General features: G+C 62.2%; 14 protein-coding genes. 2 read left to right on the top strand and 12 right to left on the bottom strand.

Annotation, left to right across the window (positions count from 1 at the left end):
* Positions 1-148: 148 nt before the first annotated feature.
* From argE to AB7M29_RS18090, 11 genes are all read right to left on the bottom strand, one after another.
* Positions 149-1,306 carry an acetylornithine deacetylase gene (gene argE, locus AB7M29_RS18140; RefSeq protein ID WP_454247455.1) on the bottom strand — a complete coding sequence of 386 codons (1,158 nt, stop codon included), beginning with the start codon at positions 1,304-1,306 and terminating at the stop codon, positions 149-151.
* On the bottom strand, positions 1,303-2,472 hold the full coding sequence (locus AB7M29_RS18135; RefSeq protein WP_454247454.1) for an NAD(P)/FAD-dependent oxidoreductase: 1,170 nt from the start codon (positions 2,470-2,472) through the stop codon (positions 1,303-1,305). The genes argE and AB7M29_RS18135 overlap by 4 nt, the downstream gene beginning before the upstream one ends.
* The gene (locus tag AB7M29_RS18130; protein WP_454247453.1) at positions 2,469-3,845 is read right to left on the bottom strand and encodes an FAD-dependent oxidoreductase; all 1,377 of its coding nucleotides are present in this window, start codon (positions 3,843-3,845) and stop codon (positions 2,469-2,471) included. Before AB7M29_RS18130 ends, AB7M29_RS18135 begins: the two co-directional genes overlap by 4 nt.
* Positions 3,827-4,135 carry a (2Fe-2S)-binding protein gene (locus tag AB7M29_RS18125; RefSeq protein ID WP_217854876.1) on the bottom strand — a complete coding sequence of 103 codons (309 nt, stop codon included), beginning with the start codon at positions 4,133-4,135 and terminating at the stop codon, positions 3,827-3,829. The genes AB7M29_RS18130 and AB7M29_RS18125 overlap by 19 nt, the downstream gene beginning before the upstream one ends.
* Positions 4,132-5,973: an ABC transporter ATP-binding protein gene (locus tag AB7M29_RS18120; protein WP_217854875.1), complete on the bottom strand. Its 1,842-nt coding sequence runs from the start codon at positions 5,971-5,973 to the stop codon at positions 4,132-4,134. The genes AB7M29_RS18125 and AB7M29_RS18120 overlap by 4 nt, the downstream gene beginning before the upstream one ends.
* Position 5,974: 1 nt before the next feature.
* Positions 5,975-6,850 carry an ABC transporter permease gene (locus AB7M29_RS18115; protein WP_123359464.1) on the bottom strand — a complete coding sequence of 292 codons (876 nt, stop codon included), beginning with the start codon at positions 6,848-6,850 and terminating at the stop codon, positions 5,975-5,977.
* The gene (locus tag AB7M29_RS18110; protein WP_123359465.1) at positions 6,847-7,803 is read right to left on the bottom strand and encodes an ABC transporter permease; all 957 of its coding nucleotides are present in this window, start codon (positions 7,801-7,803) and stop codon (positions 6,847-6,849) included. The genes AB7M29_RS18115 and AB7M29_RS18110 overlap by 4 nt, the downstream gene beginning before the upstream one ends.
* Before the next feature lie 47 nt (positions 7,804-7,850).
* Positions 7,851-9,488 carry an ABC transporter substrate-binding protein gene (locus AB7M29_RS18105; protein ID WP_201060413.1) on the bottom strand — a complete coding sequence of 546 codons (1,638 nt, stop codon included), beginning with the start codon at positions 9,486-9,488 and terminating at the stop codon, positions 7,851-7,853.
* A 94-nt stretch (positions 9,489-9,582) separates the two neighbouring features.
* The gene (locus tag AB7M29_RS18100; RefSeq protein ID WP_454247452.1) at positions 9,583-10,857 is read right to left on the bottom strand and encodes an NAD(P)/FAD-dependent oxidoreductase; all 1,275 of its coding nucleotides are present in this window, start codon (positions 10,855-10,857) and stop codon (positions 9,583-9,585) included.
* A 45-nt stretch (positions 10,858-10,902) separates the two neighbouring features.
* Positions 10,903-11,571 (bottom strand): haloacid dehalogenase type II, encoded by a 669-nt coding sequence (locus AB7M29_RS18095; RefSeq protein ID WP_123359468.1) that lies wholly within the window; start codon positions 11,569-11,571, stop codon positions 10,903-10,905.
* Positions 11,572-12,006: 435 nt separating this feature from the next.
* A complete protein-coding gene (locus tag AB7M29_RS18090; protein ID WP_454247451.1) occupies positions 12,007-13,479 on the bottom strand; it encodes an aldehyde dehydrogenase family protein in 1,473 nt (490 codons plus the stop codon).
* 240 nt (positions 13,480-13,719) lie between these two features.
* Here AB7M29_RS18090 and AB7M29_RS18085 point away from each other — a divergent pair, with 240 nt between their 5' ends.
* Entirely contained in the window at positions 13,720-14,574 is an 855-nt protein-coding gene (locus AB7M29_RS18085) for a GNAT family N-acetyltransferase (protein ID WP_454247450.1), read from the top strand.
* 69 nt (positions 14,575-14,643) lie between these two features.
* The gene (locus AB7M29_RS18080; protein ID WP_454247449.1) at positions 14,644-15,357 is read left to right on the top strand and encodes a cupin domain-containing protein; all 714 of its coding nucleotides are present in this window, start codon (positions 14,644-14,646) and stop codon (positions 15,355-15,357) included.
* Positions 15,358-15,531: 174 nt separating this feature from the next.
* Here the strand turns inward: AB7M29_RS18080 and AB7M29_RS18075 are convergent, their stop codons facing one another.
* The gene (locus AB7M29_RS18075) at positions 15,532-16,875 is read right to left on the bottom strand and encodes an OprD family porin (RefSeq protein WP_454247448.1); all 1,344 of its coding nucleotides are present in this window, start codon (positions 16,873-16,875) and stop codon (positions 15,532-15,534) included.
* Positions 16,876-16,907 lie beyond the last annotated feature (32 nt).

Below are 16,907 nucleotides of genomic sequence, written 5' to 3'. Positions count from 1 at the left end.
CTACCGAGATTAAGGGTAAACACAAACCCTGTGGGAGCGGGCTTGCTCGCGAAGGCGTCCCTCCAGTCGATATGGATGTCGCCTGACCCGACGCCTTCGCGAGCAAGCCCGCTCCCACATTTGATCTCCATTTACCCGCAAGACCTGATTACAGTTTCAGGGAACCGAGCAACCCTTCAAGAAACCGCTCACCAGCCTCCATCTGGCTGATCTCGATAAACTCATCCGGCTTGTGCGCCTGTTCGATTGAGCCAGGGCCGCAGACCACCACTGGCACATCCAGACGCTGCTTGAACAACCCGCCTTCGGTGCCGAACGAGACTTTGGCGGTGCCGGTGTCCGGGGCGACGAAGTTTTTCAGGAAGCGCACCGCTTCAACGCTCGGGTGGGTATCGAGGCCGGGATAGACGTTGACCGTTTCAATGTCGATCGCTGCGACACTGGACAGTTTTTTGGCCTCGCGCACGATCACTTCGGCACGCTCGCGCATCTGTTCCAGGAACTGATCCAGATTGTCCGCCGGCAAGTTACGCACCTCGAAATCCAGGGTGCACAGGTTGGGCACGATGTTCAGCGCCTTGCCGCCGACAATCTGCCCGACATGCACGGTGCTGTAAGGTACGTCGTAGTCGGCATCCTGCGCGCCCTGCGCTTGCAGTTGCTGCTGGCTCTGGCGCAGTGCCGCGATGAAATCGCAGGCCACGTGAATCGCATTGACCGAACGCGGTGCCAGGGAGGAATGCGCCTCCAGCCCACGACAGTAAGTGCGGTAAGAACCCTTGCCCTTGTGCCCCAGCACGAACTGCATGTTGGTCGGCTCACCGATCAGGCACAAAAACGGCCGCACCGGCGCCAGATGCAGCACATCGAGCAAACGTCGAACCCCCACACAACCAGTCTCTTCGTCATGGGACAGAGCGATTTGAAGCGGTCGGCTCAAGGAATGGTCGGCGGCATCGAGCATGGCGTCGATCGCCAAAGCAATAAACCCCTTCATGTCGCAACTGCCACGGCCGTAAACCCGGCCGTCTTGCACCGTCGCCTGAAACGCTGGAAAGGTCCAGGCCTGCCCCGCAGCCGGCACTACATCGGTGTGCCCGGACAGCAAAATCCCCGGCAACTCCTTTGGGCCGGTGCTGGCGAACAGGTTGGCCTTTTTGCCTGTTTCGTCCTTGACGATCAACGACTCGATGCCCTTGCTCAGCAACAGGTCACGCACGTACTCGATCAGGGCCATGTTCGACTCCGACGATACGGTGTCGAAGGCCATCAGGCGTTTGAGAATTTCCAGTACACGGGGTTTCATGAGGCCCTGCTCCGTTGCTCAGTTGTCCGTTGCTCGGCTGAAGAGGCGAACCGGCGGATGGAGAACGGCTCAATCGAGGTGCTAGTGCTGCCGGTGCTGATCAGTTCAGCCATCACATCGCCGACACCAGGGCCGAGTTGGAAGCCGTGACCGCAGAAGCCGAATGCGTAGTACAAGCCGTCAACGTTGCCGCTCGGCCCCATCACCGGCAGGGAATCGGGTAGATAGCCTTCGATGCCGCTCCACACACGGATGATGTTCAGGTTGCCGACACCCGGCAGCAGGCGGCGCATCTGCTCCATCTGATTGAGAATACTGCGCGGCTCGACATAGGCCCGGCGGTTGAGCATGTCCGGTTTGCTCCGGTAACCGCCGCCGATGATGATGTTGCCGCGCGGGATCTGCCGGAAGTAGATCACTTCTTCGGGAATTTTGGTGTACACACCGATCACCGTCGGCAAGGCGTAAGGCACCGGTTCGGTCACGGCCATTTGCGGGCCGTGGGTGTCCAGCGGCACCGGTTCGCCGAACTGCGCCGAGAGTTTCTGGCCCCAGGCACCGGCCGTGATCAGCAAGCGCTCGGCGCTGAATTGACGGCCATCGGTGGTGGTCACCGTGAACTCGCCGCCGACCTTCTGCACATCGGCGACTTCGGTCTGTTCCTCGATCCGCGCACCGAGGCGTCGTGCCGCCCGGGCAAATGCCGGAGCGGCCAGTCGCGGATTGGCGTGGCCGTCGTGGGGCGCATAAGAACCGCCCTTCACCTCCGGCCCGAGGAATGGAAAGCGCTCGTGCAGCTCAGCGCCGCGATAGATCTTCAAATCCAGCTGCGCCGCCTCGGGCGCCGCCGCGTAAGCTTCAAGCTCAGGGATTTCGTCTTCGCGATAACACACGCGCATGTGCCCGCGGGCGATGAATTCGAGGTCGTCGTCGATCAGTTCCGGCAGGCGTCTCCACAACGCCCAGGACCGATTGGCCAATTCCAGTTGCCCGAGGAATCGCCCCTGGCGCCGAACGTTGCCGAAGTTCACGCCGCTGGCGTACTGGCCGATCTGATCGCGTTCCAGCAGAATCACCGACTGCCCGCGCTGGCGCAGGAAAAACGCCGCCGCCGAGCCCATCAGGCCGCCGCCGACAATCACGACATCGGCTTTGTGTAGCGTCATGGCGACACCTCCTCGGTGAGCATCGAAAGGGGTTTGACCGGCGCTTGACCACGCTGCCGACCGACCTGTTGCACGCTGACGCCCGCGGCGGCGGCAATCACCTCGGCCCCGGCCTGGGAGCAATAACGGCCCTGACAACGGCCCATGCCGACCCGACTGAAGGCCTTTGCCCGATTGACTTCACAGGCGCCCTTCTCGCTCACGGTGCGGCGCAACTCGCCGGCGCTGATCATCTCGCAGCGGCAGACGATGGCTGAATCCGGTAGCGCTTTGGCCTGCGCCGCAGGCCAGGGAAACGCCTGGGCCAGGCCGAGGCGAAACTCATCCATCACCGCCAGAGCGTGCCGTTGTTCGTCGCGCAATCCGATGTTCACCGGTTGCTGCAGATCCTCCAGCAACGCCATCGCCACCAGTCGCCCAGCGTGCTCGGCGGCATCGGCACCGCGAATCTTCGAACCGTCCCCGGCGGCATACACACCGCTGACCGAGGTGCGACCCGCTTCATCGACAGCCAGCCACCATTGACTGGAAGCCTCGTCAAAGCGCATGCGGCAACCAGCCAGGTCGGCCAATTGGGTTTCCGGGCGCAAGTGATAACCCAGGGCCACGGCATCGCAATCGATCGTCAGGGTTTCGCCTTTCGCCATGCTGATCCGCACACCACTGACCCCGCTGGCGGCGTCACCCAGCACTTGCAGGGGGTTGATCCCCAAGTGCACCGGGATCTTCGCCCGATAAAGCTGCGCCAGCAGTTTCATCCCGGTAAACAGCAACCCCGGCCGCGCCAACAACTTGGGCAAGGCGCCGATGCGCTTGATCCGCGGCGAAGTGTCGAGCACCGCCGCGACCGAGGCCCCGGCTTTGACGTATTGGCTGGCAACCAGATACAGCAGCGGCCCACTGCCCATGAACACCACGCGGTGGCCAATGGAAACCGCCTGGGACTTGAGCGCGATCTGCGCCCCGCCGAGGCTGTAGGTGCCCGCCAATTGCCAACCCTCAATCGGCATCAAGCGGTCAGTGGCGCCAGTGCACAGGATCAGCGCGTCGTAATCCACCGTCGAGTGCTTGCCCTGGCTGACGCAGCACAATTGCCCCGGCGTCAGGTTCCACACCAGCGTGTCCGGGCGGTAGTCGATCTGCCCGCGCAAACGGTCGAAGCTCTGGTGCAAATCCTTGGCCTTGGCGGCTTCGGTGCCATACAAGGTGATGTAGTCCCGGGTAAACCCTTCAGGCTGGCGACGGTAGATCTGCCCGCCGTCCCGGCGATTCTCGTCGATCAGGATCGGTTTGAGGCCAGCCGCCAACAGGGTTTCGGCACAGCGAATGCCGGCGGGCCCGGCGCCAACAATGACTATCCGCGCAGTGGCCATATCGCCTCCGGTTGTGTGGTGATGATGTCCAGCCCTTCGCGGACTTCATTGGAGCAGGCGCGCAGGCGTTCGCCGCTACGGGTCCAGACCCAGCAATCCTGGCAGGCACCCATCAGGCAGAAACCGGCGCGGCGGCCCGAATCGAATTCCGATTGGCGCAGCGCGTTGCCCTGGGTCAGCAATGCGACCATCAGGGTGTCGCCCTGCAAAGCCTCGATGGGCGAACCGTCCACCGTCAGTTTGACGGTCGGCCGGCCCTGCTCGGCCAGCCTCACAAAACGCCCGTTCATGCGTAGGCTCCCAGGCTCATGGTGGTTAAGTCCCGCTGAGTTTTCAGCAACTCGGCACTGTCGTGATGGCAAAGGATTTCACTGCCTCCGTCGATGATCCGGCGGTTCGGCGCGGTGTGATTGCACAGGCCGTCGACCCGCACCGGGCAGCGACTGAGGAAGGTGCACAGCTCAGGCACATTGGCCTTGGCGCCGATCGGCGGCAGCGTGCCGCAAGTGGTGCCGCAGTTTTCCAGCCAGCCCTGTTGCAGCTCCGGCACCGAATGGATCAACAGGTCGGTGTAGGGGTGGAACGGTGCCTGCGCGAAAGACTGCCGAGTGCCGGCCTGAACCTTGTGGCCGCTGTACATCACCACAATGTCGTCGCACAGCGCCCGCACCGTGGAGATGTCATGGCTGATGAACAGATACGACACGCCCAGTTGCTGGCGCAGATCGCGCAGCAGTTCAAGAATCGCCGCGCCGACCACGGTATCCAGCGCCGAGGTCACTTCATCGCAAAGGATCAGGTCCGGTTTCGCCGCCAAGGCACGGGCCAGGTTGACCCGCTGCTTTTGCCCGCCGGAGAGTTCATTCGGGCGTCGTTCGGCCATGGCTCGCGGCAGGCGCACCAGGTCCAGCAGTTCGCCGATACGCTCGCGCAGTGCGGCGCCCTTGAGGCCGAAGTACATCTTCAGCGGACGACTCAGAATGGTGCCAACACTGTGCATCGGGTTGAGCGCGGTGTCGGCGTTCTGGAACACCATTTGAATCCGTCGGAACTGCTCGTCAGTGCGCTCGGACAGGCTGCCGCCCAGTGGCTGACCATCGAAGGTCAGGCCGCCCAATGCCGGCGTCAGCAACCCGGCCACCACCCGCGCCAGGGTCGACTTGCCGGAACCCGACTCCCCGATCACGCCGATGGCCTGGCCCCGGCGCACAGTCAGGTCGATGTCTTCCAGCACGCGGATTGCCGGCATGCCTTGCATATTCTTGTTGCCGTAACCGGCGGTCAGCCCCTGGATGGTCAGCAGCGGCGTTTCTTCGGCGATGCCGCAAGGCGGGCGAATTGTCGTATCCGGACGGGCCGCCAGCAGCAGGCTGCGGGTGTATTCGTGGGCCGGGGCTTTGAGCAACGGCGCGGTGGCGCTCTGCTCAAAGATTTGCCCGCCGTTGAGCACCACAATCTGATCAGCCATTTGCGCTACGACCGCCAAGTCGTGGGACACATAGACCGCCGTCGCGCCACGCTCGCGGACCACGCGTTTGAAGGCGCGCAGCACGTCGATCTGGGTGGTCACGTCGAGGGCGGTGGTTGGCTCGTCGAGCACCACCAGCAATGGATCGCTGATCAGCGCCATGGCCGCCATCACTCGTTGCAACTGCCCGCCGGACACCTGATGCGGATAACGCTGACCGATGTGATCGGGATCCGGCAGGGCCAGGTCGCGGAACAGTTCGATGGCTTTGGCTTCAAGCACGGCCCGACTGCCCAAACCGTGAATCAAGGCGCCCTCCACCACTTGGTCGATTAGCTTTTTCGCCGGGTTGAACGCGGCGGCGGCACTCTGGGCGATATAGGACACCCGATTGCCGCGCAGGCCTTGCAGCTCGTTTTCGCTCAACGCCAGCATGTCGTGTTCGCCGACCTGCACCACCCCGCCCGCCAACCGGCAACCGCGCCGGGCATAGCCGAGCAACGCCAGGGCGATGGTGGTCTTGCCGGAGCCAGACTCACCGATCAGTGCCAGCACTTCACCTTTTGCCAGGGAGAAGCTCACGCCCTTGACGATTTCCACCTCGCCGCGCTCACCACAAGCGACCACGCGCAGGTCTTCGACTCGAATCAAATCACTCATTTCAATGACCTCCCGCACGTCGACTACGCCGTGACGACAGTCGGTCGATGAACAGATTCACGCCGATGGTCAGAGTGCCGATGGCCAGCGCTGGAATCACGATGGCTGGCGCGCCCTGATTGAGACCGCCGATGTTTTCCCGTACCAGCGAGCCAAGGTCTGCATCCGGTGGTTGCACGCCCAGGCCGAGGAAGCTCATGCCACTGAGCAGCAGCACGATGAAACCGAAGCGCAGTCCCAGATCCGTCAACACTGGGTTAAGCATGTTCGGCAAGATTTCCACGCACGCGATGTACAGCCGGCGTTCGCCACGGGTGCGGGCCACTTGCACGTATTCCAGCGCTTCGATGTTCACCGCCATGCTGCGGGCGATGCGGAATGCACCGGGGGTGAAACTCAGCACCGCGGTGCAGATCAGCAACAGCACCGAGGAGCCGAAAGCCGAGACCATGATCAGCGCCAGCATCTTGCTCGGAATGGAAATAAAGGCATCCATCAACCGGCTGATCACCTCGTCCAGCCACTTCGGCGAGACCACCGAGAGCAACGCACATCCGGTGCCCAGCGTGCTGGCCAGCACTGCCGAAATCAACGCCAGGCCAACGGTGAACCGCGCGCCGACGAGGATGCGGCTGAGCATGTCGCGGCCCAGGTAATCAGTGCCCAACGGGTAAGCCGCGCTGAGGCTGTCGAAGACGTTGTCGGAGATCACTTCGCCCACCGGGTGCGGCGCCAGCCACGGACCGAAGATGGCCACCAGCAACCAGATCACACACATCGCAGCGCCGACCAGACCAAGCCACGACGGCCCATGGGAGACCTTGCCCAGCGCCAGTTCGGGGCCGGCAGGCGCCGATTTCGCAATGAGATCGTTCATTGGTTTCTCAGCCTCGGATTGGAAAGAATCGCGCACAGGTCGGCAATCAGCACCAACCCCAGGTACGCCGTACAAAACAGCATGGTGCAGGCCTGAACCAGCGCCATGTCGCGGTTGGTCACCGCATCGACCATCAGGCTGGCGATGCCGGGATAGTTGAAGATGGTCTCGACGATCACCACCCCACCCAGCAGGTAGGACAGGCTCAGGGCGATGGCATTGGCAATCGGCCCGATGGCGTTGGGCAAGGCATGGCGCAGGACGATTCGCATCGGGCTCACGCCTTTGAGCCGGGCCATTTCCACATAGGCACTGTCGAGTTGATCGATCACCGCCGCCCGGGTCATGCGCGCCATTTGCGCCACAATCACGCAGCACAGCGTCATCACCGGCAAGGCGTAGGTGCGCAGAAACTGCAGCGGTGAGGTGATGTCGCTGGCATAGGACAACGCCGACAGCCAGCCCAGGTTTACCGCAAAAATCAGCACCGCCAGGGTCGCCACTAGAAACTCCGGCACCGCGACCAGGGCCAGGGTGACAAAGCTGAGGAAGCTGTCGATGCGCCCGCCGCGGCCCATGGCCGAACCGATGCCGAGGATCAGCGCCACCGGCACCGACACCAGCGCCGTGACGGCCGCCAGCATCAGCGTGTTGGGCACCCGCCCGGCCATCAAGTCGCTGACCGGCATGGCGTTGGACACCGACTGCCCCATGTCACCGCTGAGCAGGTTCATCAACCAATGCAGGTAACGCACCACACCGGGTTGATCCAGCCCCAGTTTCAGGCGCAAGGCCGCCACCTGTTCCGGCGTGGCGAATTGCCCGAGAGCCTGTTGCGCCGCGTCCCCCGGCAGTACCGCCGTGATGGCGAAAACCACCATGGACACGATCAACAAGGTCACGACCGCCGCGCCCAGGCGCCGGCCGATCAACCACAGTGTGTTGCTATTCATCGCCCTACCCTCATGCAATATCCCCGCTTACACGCGTGTGCGGCCGATCAAGCATCCAGCCAGATCTGCTCGGCGAACATGTAGCCCATGAAACCGCCCAACGGGTTGCTGCCGTAGCCTTTGATGCGCTGGTCGACGCCATCGATGTTGCTGATGAACACCGGCACGCCGATGCCGCTGTGGTCGTGCACCAGGGCCTGCATGTCGGCGTACATCTTGCTGCGTTTGGCGTCGTCGGTTTCACCGCGGGCGAGCATCAGCAACTGGTCGAACTGATCGTTCTTCCAGCCCGACTCGTTCCAGGGCGCGCTCGACTGGAAGAACTGCGAGAACATCACGTCGGCGTTCGGCCGTGGGTTGATGTTGCCGAAGCTCAACGGGTGCTTCATCCAGTGGTTGGACCAGTAGCCATCGCTGGGCAGGCGGTTGACGTCGAGTTTGAGCCCGGCCTGTTTCGCCGATTGCTGTAACAGCACGGCGATGTCTACCGAACCGGTTGCGGCCGGTGAGCACATTAGCGGCATGCTGATACTTTCCATGCCGGCCTTCTTCAGCAGGAATTTGGCTTTTTCCGGGTCGTAGACCCGCTGCGGCAGGTCGGCGTTGTAATAGCGCGAACCAGGGGAAATCGGATGGTCGTTACCGACCACGGCAAAGCCACGGAACACCGCGGATTTGACCTGTTCACGGTCCAGCAGGTACTTCATGGCCTGAGTGAATTCCGCACTTTTACCCGGCATCTGGTCCTGACGGATGATCAGGTCCGTGTAGTTGCCCGACGGTGCATCGACGACGCGGTGGGTGGTGCTGGCCTTGATCCGCGTGGTCGAGCGTGGGTTGACCTCGTTGATGATGTGCACGTCGCCCGACAGCAACGCATTGATCCGTGATGGTTCGTCGCCAATCGCAATGAATTCGATCTCGTCCAGGTACGGCAGGCCCGGTTTCCAGTAGCCGGTGTTGCGCGCGGCAATCGAGCGCACGCCCGGTTTGAATTCCTTGACCTTGAACGGCCCGGTGCCGATGCCCTGATTGAAGTCGGTGGTGCCTTCGGGAACGATCATCAGGTGCGACACGGCGAGGATCGACGGCAGTTCGGCGTTCGGCGCGCTCAGGCGGATCTGCACTTCGTGGGTGCCGGTGGCCTTGATCTCCTCGAACTGCGCCATCAGTGGCATGACCTTGGAACCGGTCAACGGGTCCTTGTGGCGCGACAGCGAGTACACCACGTCGGCGGCGCTCAGGGTTTTGCCGTTGTGGAAGGTCACGTCCTTGCGCAGGGTGATGATCCACAGCGTCGCGTCGGTGTTGTCGATGCGCTCGGCCAGTTCCAGTTGCGGCACCAGGTGGCTGTCGAAACGGGTCAGGCCGTTGTAGAACATGAAGTGGCGCACGTAGTCAGTGGACAGCGCGCCCTTGGCCGGGTCCAGGGTATCGGCGGTGGAGCTGGACATGCCGGCGACGCGAATGCGCCCGCCCGGCTTGCCTTTGCCCGGGGTCGCTGCTTCTTCGGCGAACAATTTGCCGGCGGCGCCGAACAGGCTACCGGCACCCGCTGCGGCGACACCCGCCACGCCGAGCATCTGCAAGGCGTTGCGGCGCGACATGCCGCGATTGAGGCCTTCGAATACCCGCAGACTTTCCTGGCCGGAAATCAGTGTCGAGTCGATTTTGTTGTCAGTCATATCAGTTGTACCTGTCGAAAAAATGAGGCTCGAGTGCCCACGGATATCCGGGGCGTCCTGGAAACGCAAACGACGGTGACGCCACAACATCAACTCAATGAAAATAGTCCTGGAAACGGTAATAAGCGCCCACGAACGGCAGGAACCACGGCTTGCCGAAATGCCCGGGGATCGCCGGCCAGTCGAGTTCGCGCCAGGGGTTAGCCTCGACCTTGCCGGCCATCACCTCGGCCATGACCTGCCCCATGTGCACCGACATCTGTACGCCATGGCCGCTGTAGCCCATGGAGTGATAAACACCGCCGTGCTGACCGGCGCGAGGCAAGCGGTCGGAGGTCATGTCCACCAGTCCGCCCCAGCAGTAATCGATCTTGACGTTGGCCAACTGCGGGAACATCTGCACCATCGCCGCTTGCAGCACCTTGCCGCTCTTGGCGTCGGACACGCTGTCGGACATCGCAAACCGCGCACGCCCGCCGAACAGCAAGCGGTTGTCCGGGGTCAGGCGAAAGTAGTTACCAATCATGCGGCTGGTGACATAGGCACGCCGACCGGGCAGCAGCTGATCGATGAGAAACTGTGGCAGCACCTCAGTGGCGATCACGAAACTGCCGACCGGCACGATCCGCCGCCGATACCAACCTAAACCGCCGTGCTGGCAGGCGCCGGTCGCCAGCAATACTTGCCCGGCGTGCAGCGAACCCTTGCTGGTATTGACCCGATAGCCGCCGGCCTGGGCTTTCCAGTCCGTCACTGACGTCCCTTGATGGATCAACGCACCGTGACGTGCCGCGGCCTCGGCCAGACCGACGCCGAAACGCCCAACGTGCATCTGCACGCCGTTGCGTTGCAGCAAGCCGCCGTGGAACTGAGCGGAATTCACTTCGGCGCGGGTCTGTTCGGCGGTCAGCAACTCGACCTCGGCATCGACTTCCTGGCGAATCAATTCGCAGGTGCGCGCCAGGCCTTCGTAGTGCATCGGTTTGGCCGCCAGCTTGAGCTTGCCGTTGCGCTTGAGGTCGCAGGCGATCTGCTCCTGCTCCACCAGCGACACCACGCTCTGCACCGCGCTTTCATAGGCCTGGTAATAAGCGCGGGCCTTGTCGGCACCGAGGCTGGCGCTCAGCCCGGCGTAGTCCTGGGCAACGCCGGTATTGCACTGGCCGCCGTTGCGCCCGGAGGCTTCGCCGATCACCCTTCCGGCTTCCAGCACCACCACACTGGCGCCCTTCAGCGCCAATGCCCGCGCCGCCGCCAGGCCGGTGAAACCACCACCGACGATGGCCACGTCGACCTGCCCGGGCAATGCACCGAGCTGAGCACCGGTAAACGCCGGTGCGGTGTCGAGCCAGTAGGATTCACTGCCCATGTCTAACCCGCCTATGCCAAATGAAGAATGCCGTTACCGTTCGACTCAGAGACCGACCAGCGCCGCCAGCCCACCGATGTCGGTGATCTGCTGGTAGCCGTAGAACGCATTGCCCGGAACCTCGTGACCGCGGGCGACAAAGGCCTTGTTCTTGATCTTCATGTCGTGGGCCGGCATCAGGTCGTAACGGAAACTCGAAGACACATGCAAGATGTCTTCCGGGCCGCAGTTGAGGTTATCGAGCATGAACTCGAATGCGGCCAGACGCGGCTTGTAGGCCTGGGCCTGTTCGGCGGTGAAAACCTTGTGAAACGGCGCGCCGAGTTTGTCGACGTTGGACATGATCTGGCTGTCGCTGGCGTTGGAGAAAATCACCAGAGGAATCTTGTCAGCAATTTTCGACAGGCCGGCCGGCACGTCCGGGTGTGGGCCCCAGGTCGGCACGGCGTCGTAATACAGCTGACCTTCGTCACGGTATTCGATGCCCCAACGCTTACAGACTCGCGCCAGTGAGGTCTTGAGGATTTCGTCATATGGCATCCAGTCACCCATCACTTGATCCAGACGATAGGCGGAGAAGTCCTTGACGAACTGATCCATCTGCTCGGGTACCACGCGATCGGCGAACAGTTCGCGAGTCATCGTGCCCATGTGGAAATTGGTCAGCGTACCGTAGCAGTCGAACGTAATGAATTTGGGGCGAAGAAAGCTCATTGAGTGCGGTCCTGAAGTTCGTTGAGGTCATGGCGCGACAGGTATTCGCTGCGTTTCGGGAGCGGCGATGCAACGCTGCAGCACACCGTCATTACAACACCGTGAAACCAGCAGATGGCGTTAAAAGCGACCTCTGCTTGATACAAACCACCGTTTTAGCCACCCCCCTCAGCAGACTTTGCGGCTCGCTCCAGCCTTGGGCAAACCCCGTATTTGTGCGCTTTTATGGACCTTGATGGCCGCGCGAGGCTCAATAACGCCCGCATTCACGGCAGAACCTGCGCCGCGCGGAACGAAAACGGGCGCTTCGGTGAGGAAGCGCCCGTTTGGGTGCGATTTGAAACCTGTCGACGATCAACGGTCAGCGGATCCCTGTGGCGAGGGAGCTTGCTCTCTCGCCACAGGCCGCCTCACCACAGGGTTATGTGTCAGGCGTTATTGCACGATATCGATCAGCACGCTCTTGAAGCGCAAGTTGGCTTCGAACGCTTCGCGCCCCAGGTCCTTGCCGATGCCGGAGCGTTTGTAGCCGCCGGTTGGCAGGATGTAGTCGTTGCTGCGTCCGTAACGGTTGACCCACACCGTGCCCGCTTCCAGACGCCGGACCAGCCGCAACGCACGATTGATGTCAGCGGTGTGCACCCCCGCCGCCAGGCCGTAGGTGGCGTGTGCGGCCAGGCTCAATGCCTGCTCTTCATCATCGAACGCCTGCACCGTCAGCACCGGGCCGAAGATTTCTTCGCAGACCGCCGGGTTGTGGTTGTCCAGACCCGCCAACAAGGTCGGTTGGTAATAAGCACCACCCAGCCCTTCGAACAAGCCACCGCCGGTCAACACTTCGGCCCCGGCCTGAAGGGAGCGCTGGACGATGCCGTCAATGCGGCTGGCCTGCAGCCGGGAAATGATCGGCGACAGCGTGCTCTCGGACGACCAGGTCGGCCCCGGGCGCAGTTCTTCGAAATACGCCTGCAAGTGCGCAATGAACGGTTCCATGATCGAACGCTCAATCAACAGCCGCGAACCGGACACGCACACCTGCCCGGCGTTGCCGGTGATGGCCAGCGCCACGGTGCGCGCGGTTGTCGCGATGTCCGGCACGTCGGCGAACACCAGTTGCGGACTCTTGCCGCCCAGCTCCAGCGTCACCGGTTTCGGCCCCACCAGCGCGCAGGTAGACATGATGCTCGACCCGGTCGCCGTGGACCCGGTGAAGGTGACCTTGCCCACCCGTGGATGACGGCACAAGGCATCGCCGGTGACGCGGCCATCGCCCTGCACCACGTTGAAAATCCCTGCTGGAATACCCGCCTGCAGCGCCAGCTCGGCGAAGCGCAGGCTGGAGAACGGCGTCAGCTCCGACGGCTTGAGCACCACGGCATTACCGGCGGCCAGTGCCGGAGCGACTTTCCAGGAGGCCATGCTTAACGGGAAATTCCACGGCGCAATGGCCGCGATCACACCGTACGGTTCGGCGATCTGCATGCCCAATCGATCAGTCTGCGTGGCCGCGACATGGCCGCCGTGCTTGTCCGCCAGTTCGGCAAAGAAACGAATGCCCTCGGCAACATAAGGAATGTCCCAGGCGATCACATCTTTATGTGGGCGGGTCGAACCCACCGCTTCCAGCGGCGCCAGAATGGCGGCATCGGCTTCGATCAGATCGGCCCAGCGGCGCATGACACGCGCCCGTTCCCGGGGTGGACGACTGGCCCAGTCGCTGCGATTAAAAGCCTGCCAGGCATCATTGACCGCCTCATCCACCAGGTCGGCATCAGCGATTGGCAACTGGGCATAGGCCTGGCCGTCCGAAGGGCGAACCACCTCCAGTCCCGGTCGGGCATCGCGGTATTGACCGGCAATAAAGTGAGCGCTGCGCACAGCGATATGGCGAGGATCGAAGCTATCCATGGAGCACTCCAAAAAGGGACGGCGAGGCGTGAACTCAGGCTTCCATCGTAGAAAAAAAGCCCAAGCATTTGCTGCCGACCTTATGGGGCAATTTAGTAGTAAGTGTGGTCTGCAGGCCTGCGACGTGAGGAATCTGCCGAATCTTCCAGGCCCCCTTGTCAGGCCTTCACGCAGATGGGATACAGGCACCCTAGCGCCGGAAAACCGGTTGATCGCGCACACTGAAAACGGAGACTCGCCATGTCCGCCTCGCAACCTTCTTATGTCTATCGGCCGATGACTGCCGCCGATATTCCTTCGGCCCATGCCTTGTCCGTGCAGTTGAAGTGGCCCCATCGCCTGGAAGACTGGGCGATGTTGCAGCGGGTCAGCGAAGGCTTTGTGGTGCTCGATGGTGAGCGACTGATCGGCAGCGCATTCACCTGCCCGCAAGGCAAGTTCGCGACCATCGGCCTGGTGATCGTCAGTGACGACTATCAAGGCAAGGGGATTGGTCGTCGATTGATGGAATACGCGCTGGAGGCTTGCCACTCATGCACGCCGATGCTCAATGCCACCCTCGCCGGCGCACCGCTTTACGTCAGCCAGGGTTTTGTCGAATTCGGCCGGGTTCAGCAGCATCAAGGCCAGGCGCAAGCACCCGCGCTGGAAGCACTGGCGGACGGTGAAGAATGTCGCCCGCTGCGCGCGGCTGATCAGGCGCGTCAACTGGAGCTGGCCAACGCCGGCAGCGGGCTGGACCGCCAAGCGGTGCTCACGGATCTGTTCGGGGTGGTCGAGCAATCGGTGGGCATCGAGCGCGACGGTCAATTGCGTGCCTTTGCCCTGCTGCGCCCTTTCGGTCGTGGTCGTTGCCTCGGCCCGGTCATCGCTGAAACCCCCGAGCAGGCCAAACACCTGATCGCCATGTTGTTGGCCCAGGTGCCGGAGGCTTTCGTGCGGATCGACATTCCGGCGGACAGTGGCTTGGGCGAATGGCTGGAGCAGGCCGGTCTCAAGCAGGTCGACACTGTGGCACAAATGGCACTCGGCACACCGCCGCAAGCGGTCAACGGCGTCCGCCAATTTGCCCTCGTCACCCAAGCCATTGGTTGACCCCGGCGCGCGATGAAGCAAGCGCCATCCAACACCTTCTATCCCCCATTTGCAGGGAGCGTCACCCGTATGTCTCAACCTACCGTTCTGCTGTTGGCTCGCGCCGACGGCAGCCGTATTTCTACGCCTTTCAAAGCAGCCCCCTTGAGCTCCATCGATCCGTTCATGGACGGTCGTCAGGTCGCCTACACCGGGCCCGACGGCGTATCAGCGGGCATTGTTCACACCAGCAAAACCCTCGATATCGATGACTTTCCGCACACCGAAGTGATCGTGGTCCATGCCGGGCATGTCGTGCTGCAATCCCGGGAACAGACGCTGGAACTGGGGATCGGTGCCAGCGCCGTGATCGGTCGTGGTACGACCCTGCGAGTTCAGCCGCAACCGGGCACTTGCTGGGCCTTCTGCGCCGTCAGCATCCCCACTGCCGAACCGACGCCGGGGCTGACAGCCCTCGACCCGTTGGCGATGCTGTCCCCATCGGCGGCCCCGGAACCGCAAATACTGATCGGACCTACACCGCAGTGCCGATCCCGCAATGCCTTCGAAGATGACGCCACTGATCTGCGCGTCGGTGTCTGGGATTCGACGCCGTACACCCGCCATGGCCGAGCGCACAGACTCAACGAGCTGATGCACCTGCTCGAAGGCAGCGTGACCTTGCAGGCACCGGATGGAACCAGCGTAACCGTCAACCCCGGCGACACCGTGTTCGTACCGCAAGGCGCACCGTGCGCCTGGAGCAGTGCGCGGTATGTGCGCAAGGTTTACGCCGTTAAATAAATGCCATGAAGAACTATGTGGGAGCGGGCTTGCTCGCGAAGAGGCCATAACATTCAGTATCCGGGTTGAATGTAAGTCCGCCTTCGCGAGCAAGCCCGCTCCCACATTGGATCTGTGGCGTTCGCAAAAAAACGGGTTCACCACAAATCCCTTGTGGGAGCGAGCCTGCTTGTCTTAGAACTTCCCACCCAACGGGTATTCAATCGCCAGACGAATCTGATTGGCATCCAGCTCGGCCTGCGCCGAATTCCCCCGGTGGACCGCATGCCGCAGGGTAAACCCGAGGTTTTTCGCCGGTCCCGACTGCACTACGTACTTGGCTTGCAGATCACGTTCCCAATGTTTGCCACCCTGCCCGTAGCCCAACCATTTGTAACCGCCGTTCGGGTCCATGTGAGTGCCATCGATGCCGCTGCCGCGTACATACAGTGCGCCGAAGGTCAGGCCGGGAACGCCGTAGCCGGCCATGTTCAGATCGTAGCGGGCTTGCCAGGATGCTTCCTCGGGCGCGTTGAAGTCGGACAGCGCCACCGCGTTGCTCAGGTAGATCGCACCGCGGGTCACGTAGTCGAAGGGCGTGTCGCCGTCGACCTTTTGATAACCCAGGCCGAAGCTGTGGGAGCCGACCTTGTAGGTGGAGAGAAAACTCCAGGTGGTGTTGTCGATTCCGCCCGACAAGGCTTTGCCGGTGTCCTGGGTGCGATACAGATTGAGGTCGAAGATCAGGTCCTGGCCTTCGGCCAACGGCTGCGTGTAGACCGCGCCCAAATAGTGCTGACGCCAGGTATCGTCGTACACCGCGCTGAACAGGCTGGCGTTGAGCCCTTTGATCGAGGTGTTGCGCGCACCAATCAAGTCGAAGCTGTTGCCTTGTTTACCGTTGGAGTAATTGACCACGAAGCCTTGGTCATGGCTGCTGGCGTTACGGTCGGTACTCTCATTGAAGTGCCCGCCATACAACGTGGTGCCGGGCAGTTCGCGGCTGGTTAGCAGCCAGCCGGTGGCGGTCTCGGGTAACAAGCGACTGTCGGAAGAGCCGAACACAGGGGTTTTCACTCGCTGCTCGCCGTAACGTAATTCGGTGGAGGAAAAACGCAGCTTGGCCACCGCGCCGCCTCGGCTGAACTCGTCTTTGGGGTGACCTTCGTTGTCGACGCCCAGCAGTCGGGCCTTGCCGGCACGCCCGCCTCCGCTGTCCAGTTGCCAGCCGGAATACAGGTGCGCGTCCAGCCCAAAGCCTACGGTGCCGGTGGTGAAACCCGAGGCCACATCGGCCATCAGACTGTAAGCCCATTCCTCCGCCAGATCACTGCGCTGGGCCCTGGGTTTATAGGCGTTGCGTGCGCCATTACTAAGCGAGCCGTGTTCATAATCGCGACGGTCATAGACGCTGCGATTGAGCAGGTTCCACTGGCCGTCCTCTAAAAAACCTTTGGCATTGTCTTGTTCCGATGCCTGAGCGAGCAGGCTTTGCCCTCCCAAAGCCAAAAGCAGGGCGTGCGTGGTCAATGTCTTCACAGTTTGACTCCTGGAAAATCAGTCGTACGTAG

Source organism: Pseudomonas sp. F-14 TE3623 (assembly GCF_053629015.1).
This window is presented reverse-complemented; position numbering and strand designations above follow the sequence as displayed.

What these genes read in the sequence shown, in the direction of transcription:
- argE (WP_454247455.1), bottom strand. Translation starts at nt 1,306, where the DNA reads ATGAAACCCCGTGTACTGGAAATTCTCAAACGCCTGATGGCCTTCGAC.
- AB7M29_RS18135 (WP_454247454.1), bottom strand. Translation starts at nt 2,472, where the DNA reads ATGACGCTACACAAAGCCGATGTCGTGATTGTCGGCGGCGGCCTGATG.
- AB7M29_RS18130 (WP_454247453.1), bottom strand. Translation starts at nt 3,845, where the DNA reads ATGGCCACTGCGCGGATAGTCATTGTTGGCGCCGGGCCCGCCGGCATT.
- AB7M29_RS18125 (WP_217854876.1), bottom strand. Translation starts at nt 4,135, where the DNA reads ATGAACGGGCGTTTTGTGAGGCTGGCCGAGCAGGGCCGGCCGACCGTC.
- AB7M29_RS18120 (WP_217854875.1), bottom strand. Translation starts at nt 5,973, where the DNA reads ATGAGTGATTTGATTCGAGTCGAAGACCTGCGCGTGGTCGCTTGTGGT.
- AB7M29_RS18115 (WP_123359464.1), bottom strand. Translation starts at nt 6,850, where the DNA reads ATGAACGATCTCATTGCGAAATCGGCGCCTGCCGGCCCCGAACTGGCG.
- AB7M29_RS18110 (WP_123359465.1), bottom strand. Translation starts at nt 7,803, where the DNA reads ATGAATAGCAACACACTGTGGTTGATCGGCCGGCGCCTGGGCGCGGCG.
- AB7M29_RS18105 (WP_201060413.1), bottom strand. Translation starts at nt 9,488, where the DNA reads ATGACTGACAACAAAATCGACTCGACACTGATTTCCGGCCAGGAAAGT.
- AB7M29_RS18100 (WP_454247452.1), bottom strand. Translation starts at nt 10,857, where the DNA reads ATGGGCAGTGAATCCTACTGGCTCGACACCGCACCGGCGTTTACCGGT.
- AB7M29_RS18095 (WP_123359468.1), bottom strand. Translation starts at nt 11,571, where the DNA reads ATGAGCTTTCTTCGCCCCAAATTCATTACGTTCGACTGCTACGGTACG.
- AB7M29_RS18090 (WP_454247451.1), bottom strand. Translation starts at nt 13,479, where the DNA reads ATGGATAGCTTCGATCCTCGCCATATCGCTGTGCGCAGCGCTCACTTT.
- AB7M29_RS18085 (WP_454247450.1), top strand. Translation starts at nt 13,720, where the DNA reads ATGTCCGCCTCGCAACCTTCTTATGTCTATCGGCCGATGACTGCCGCC.
- AB7M29_RS18080 (WP_454247449.1), top strand. Translation starts at nt 14,644, where the DNA reads ATGTCTCAACCTACCGTTCTGCTGTTGGCTCGCGCCGACGGCAGCCGT.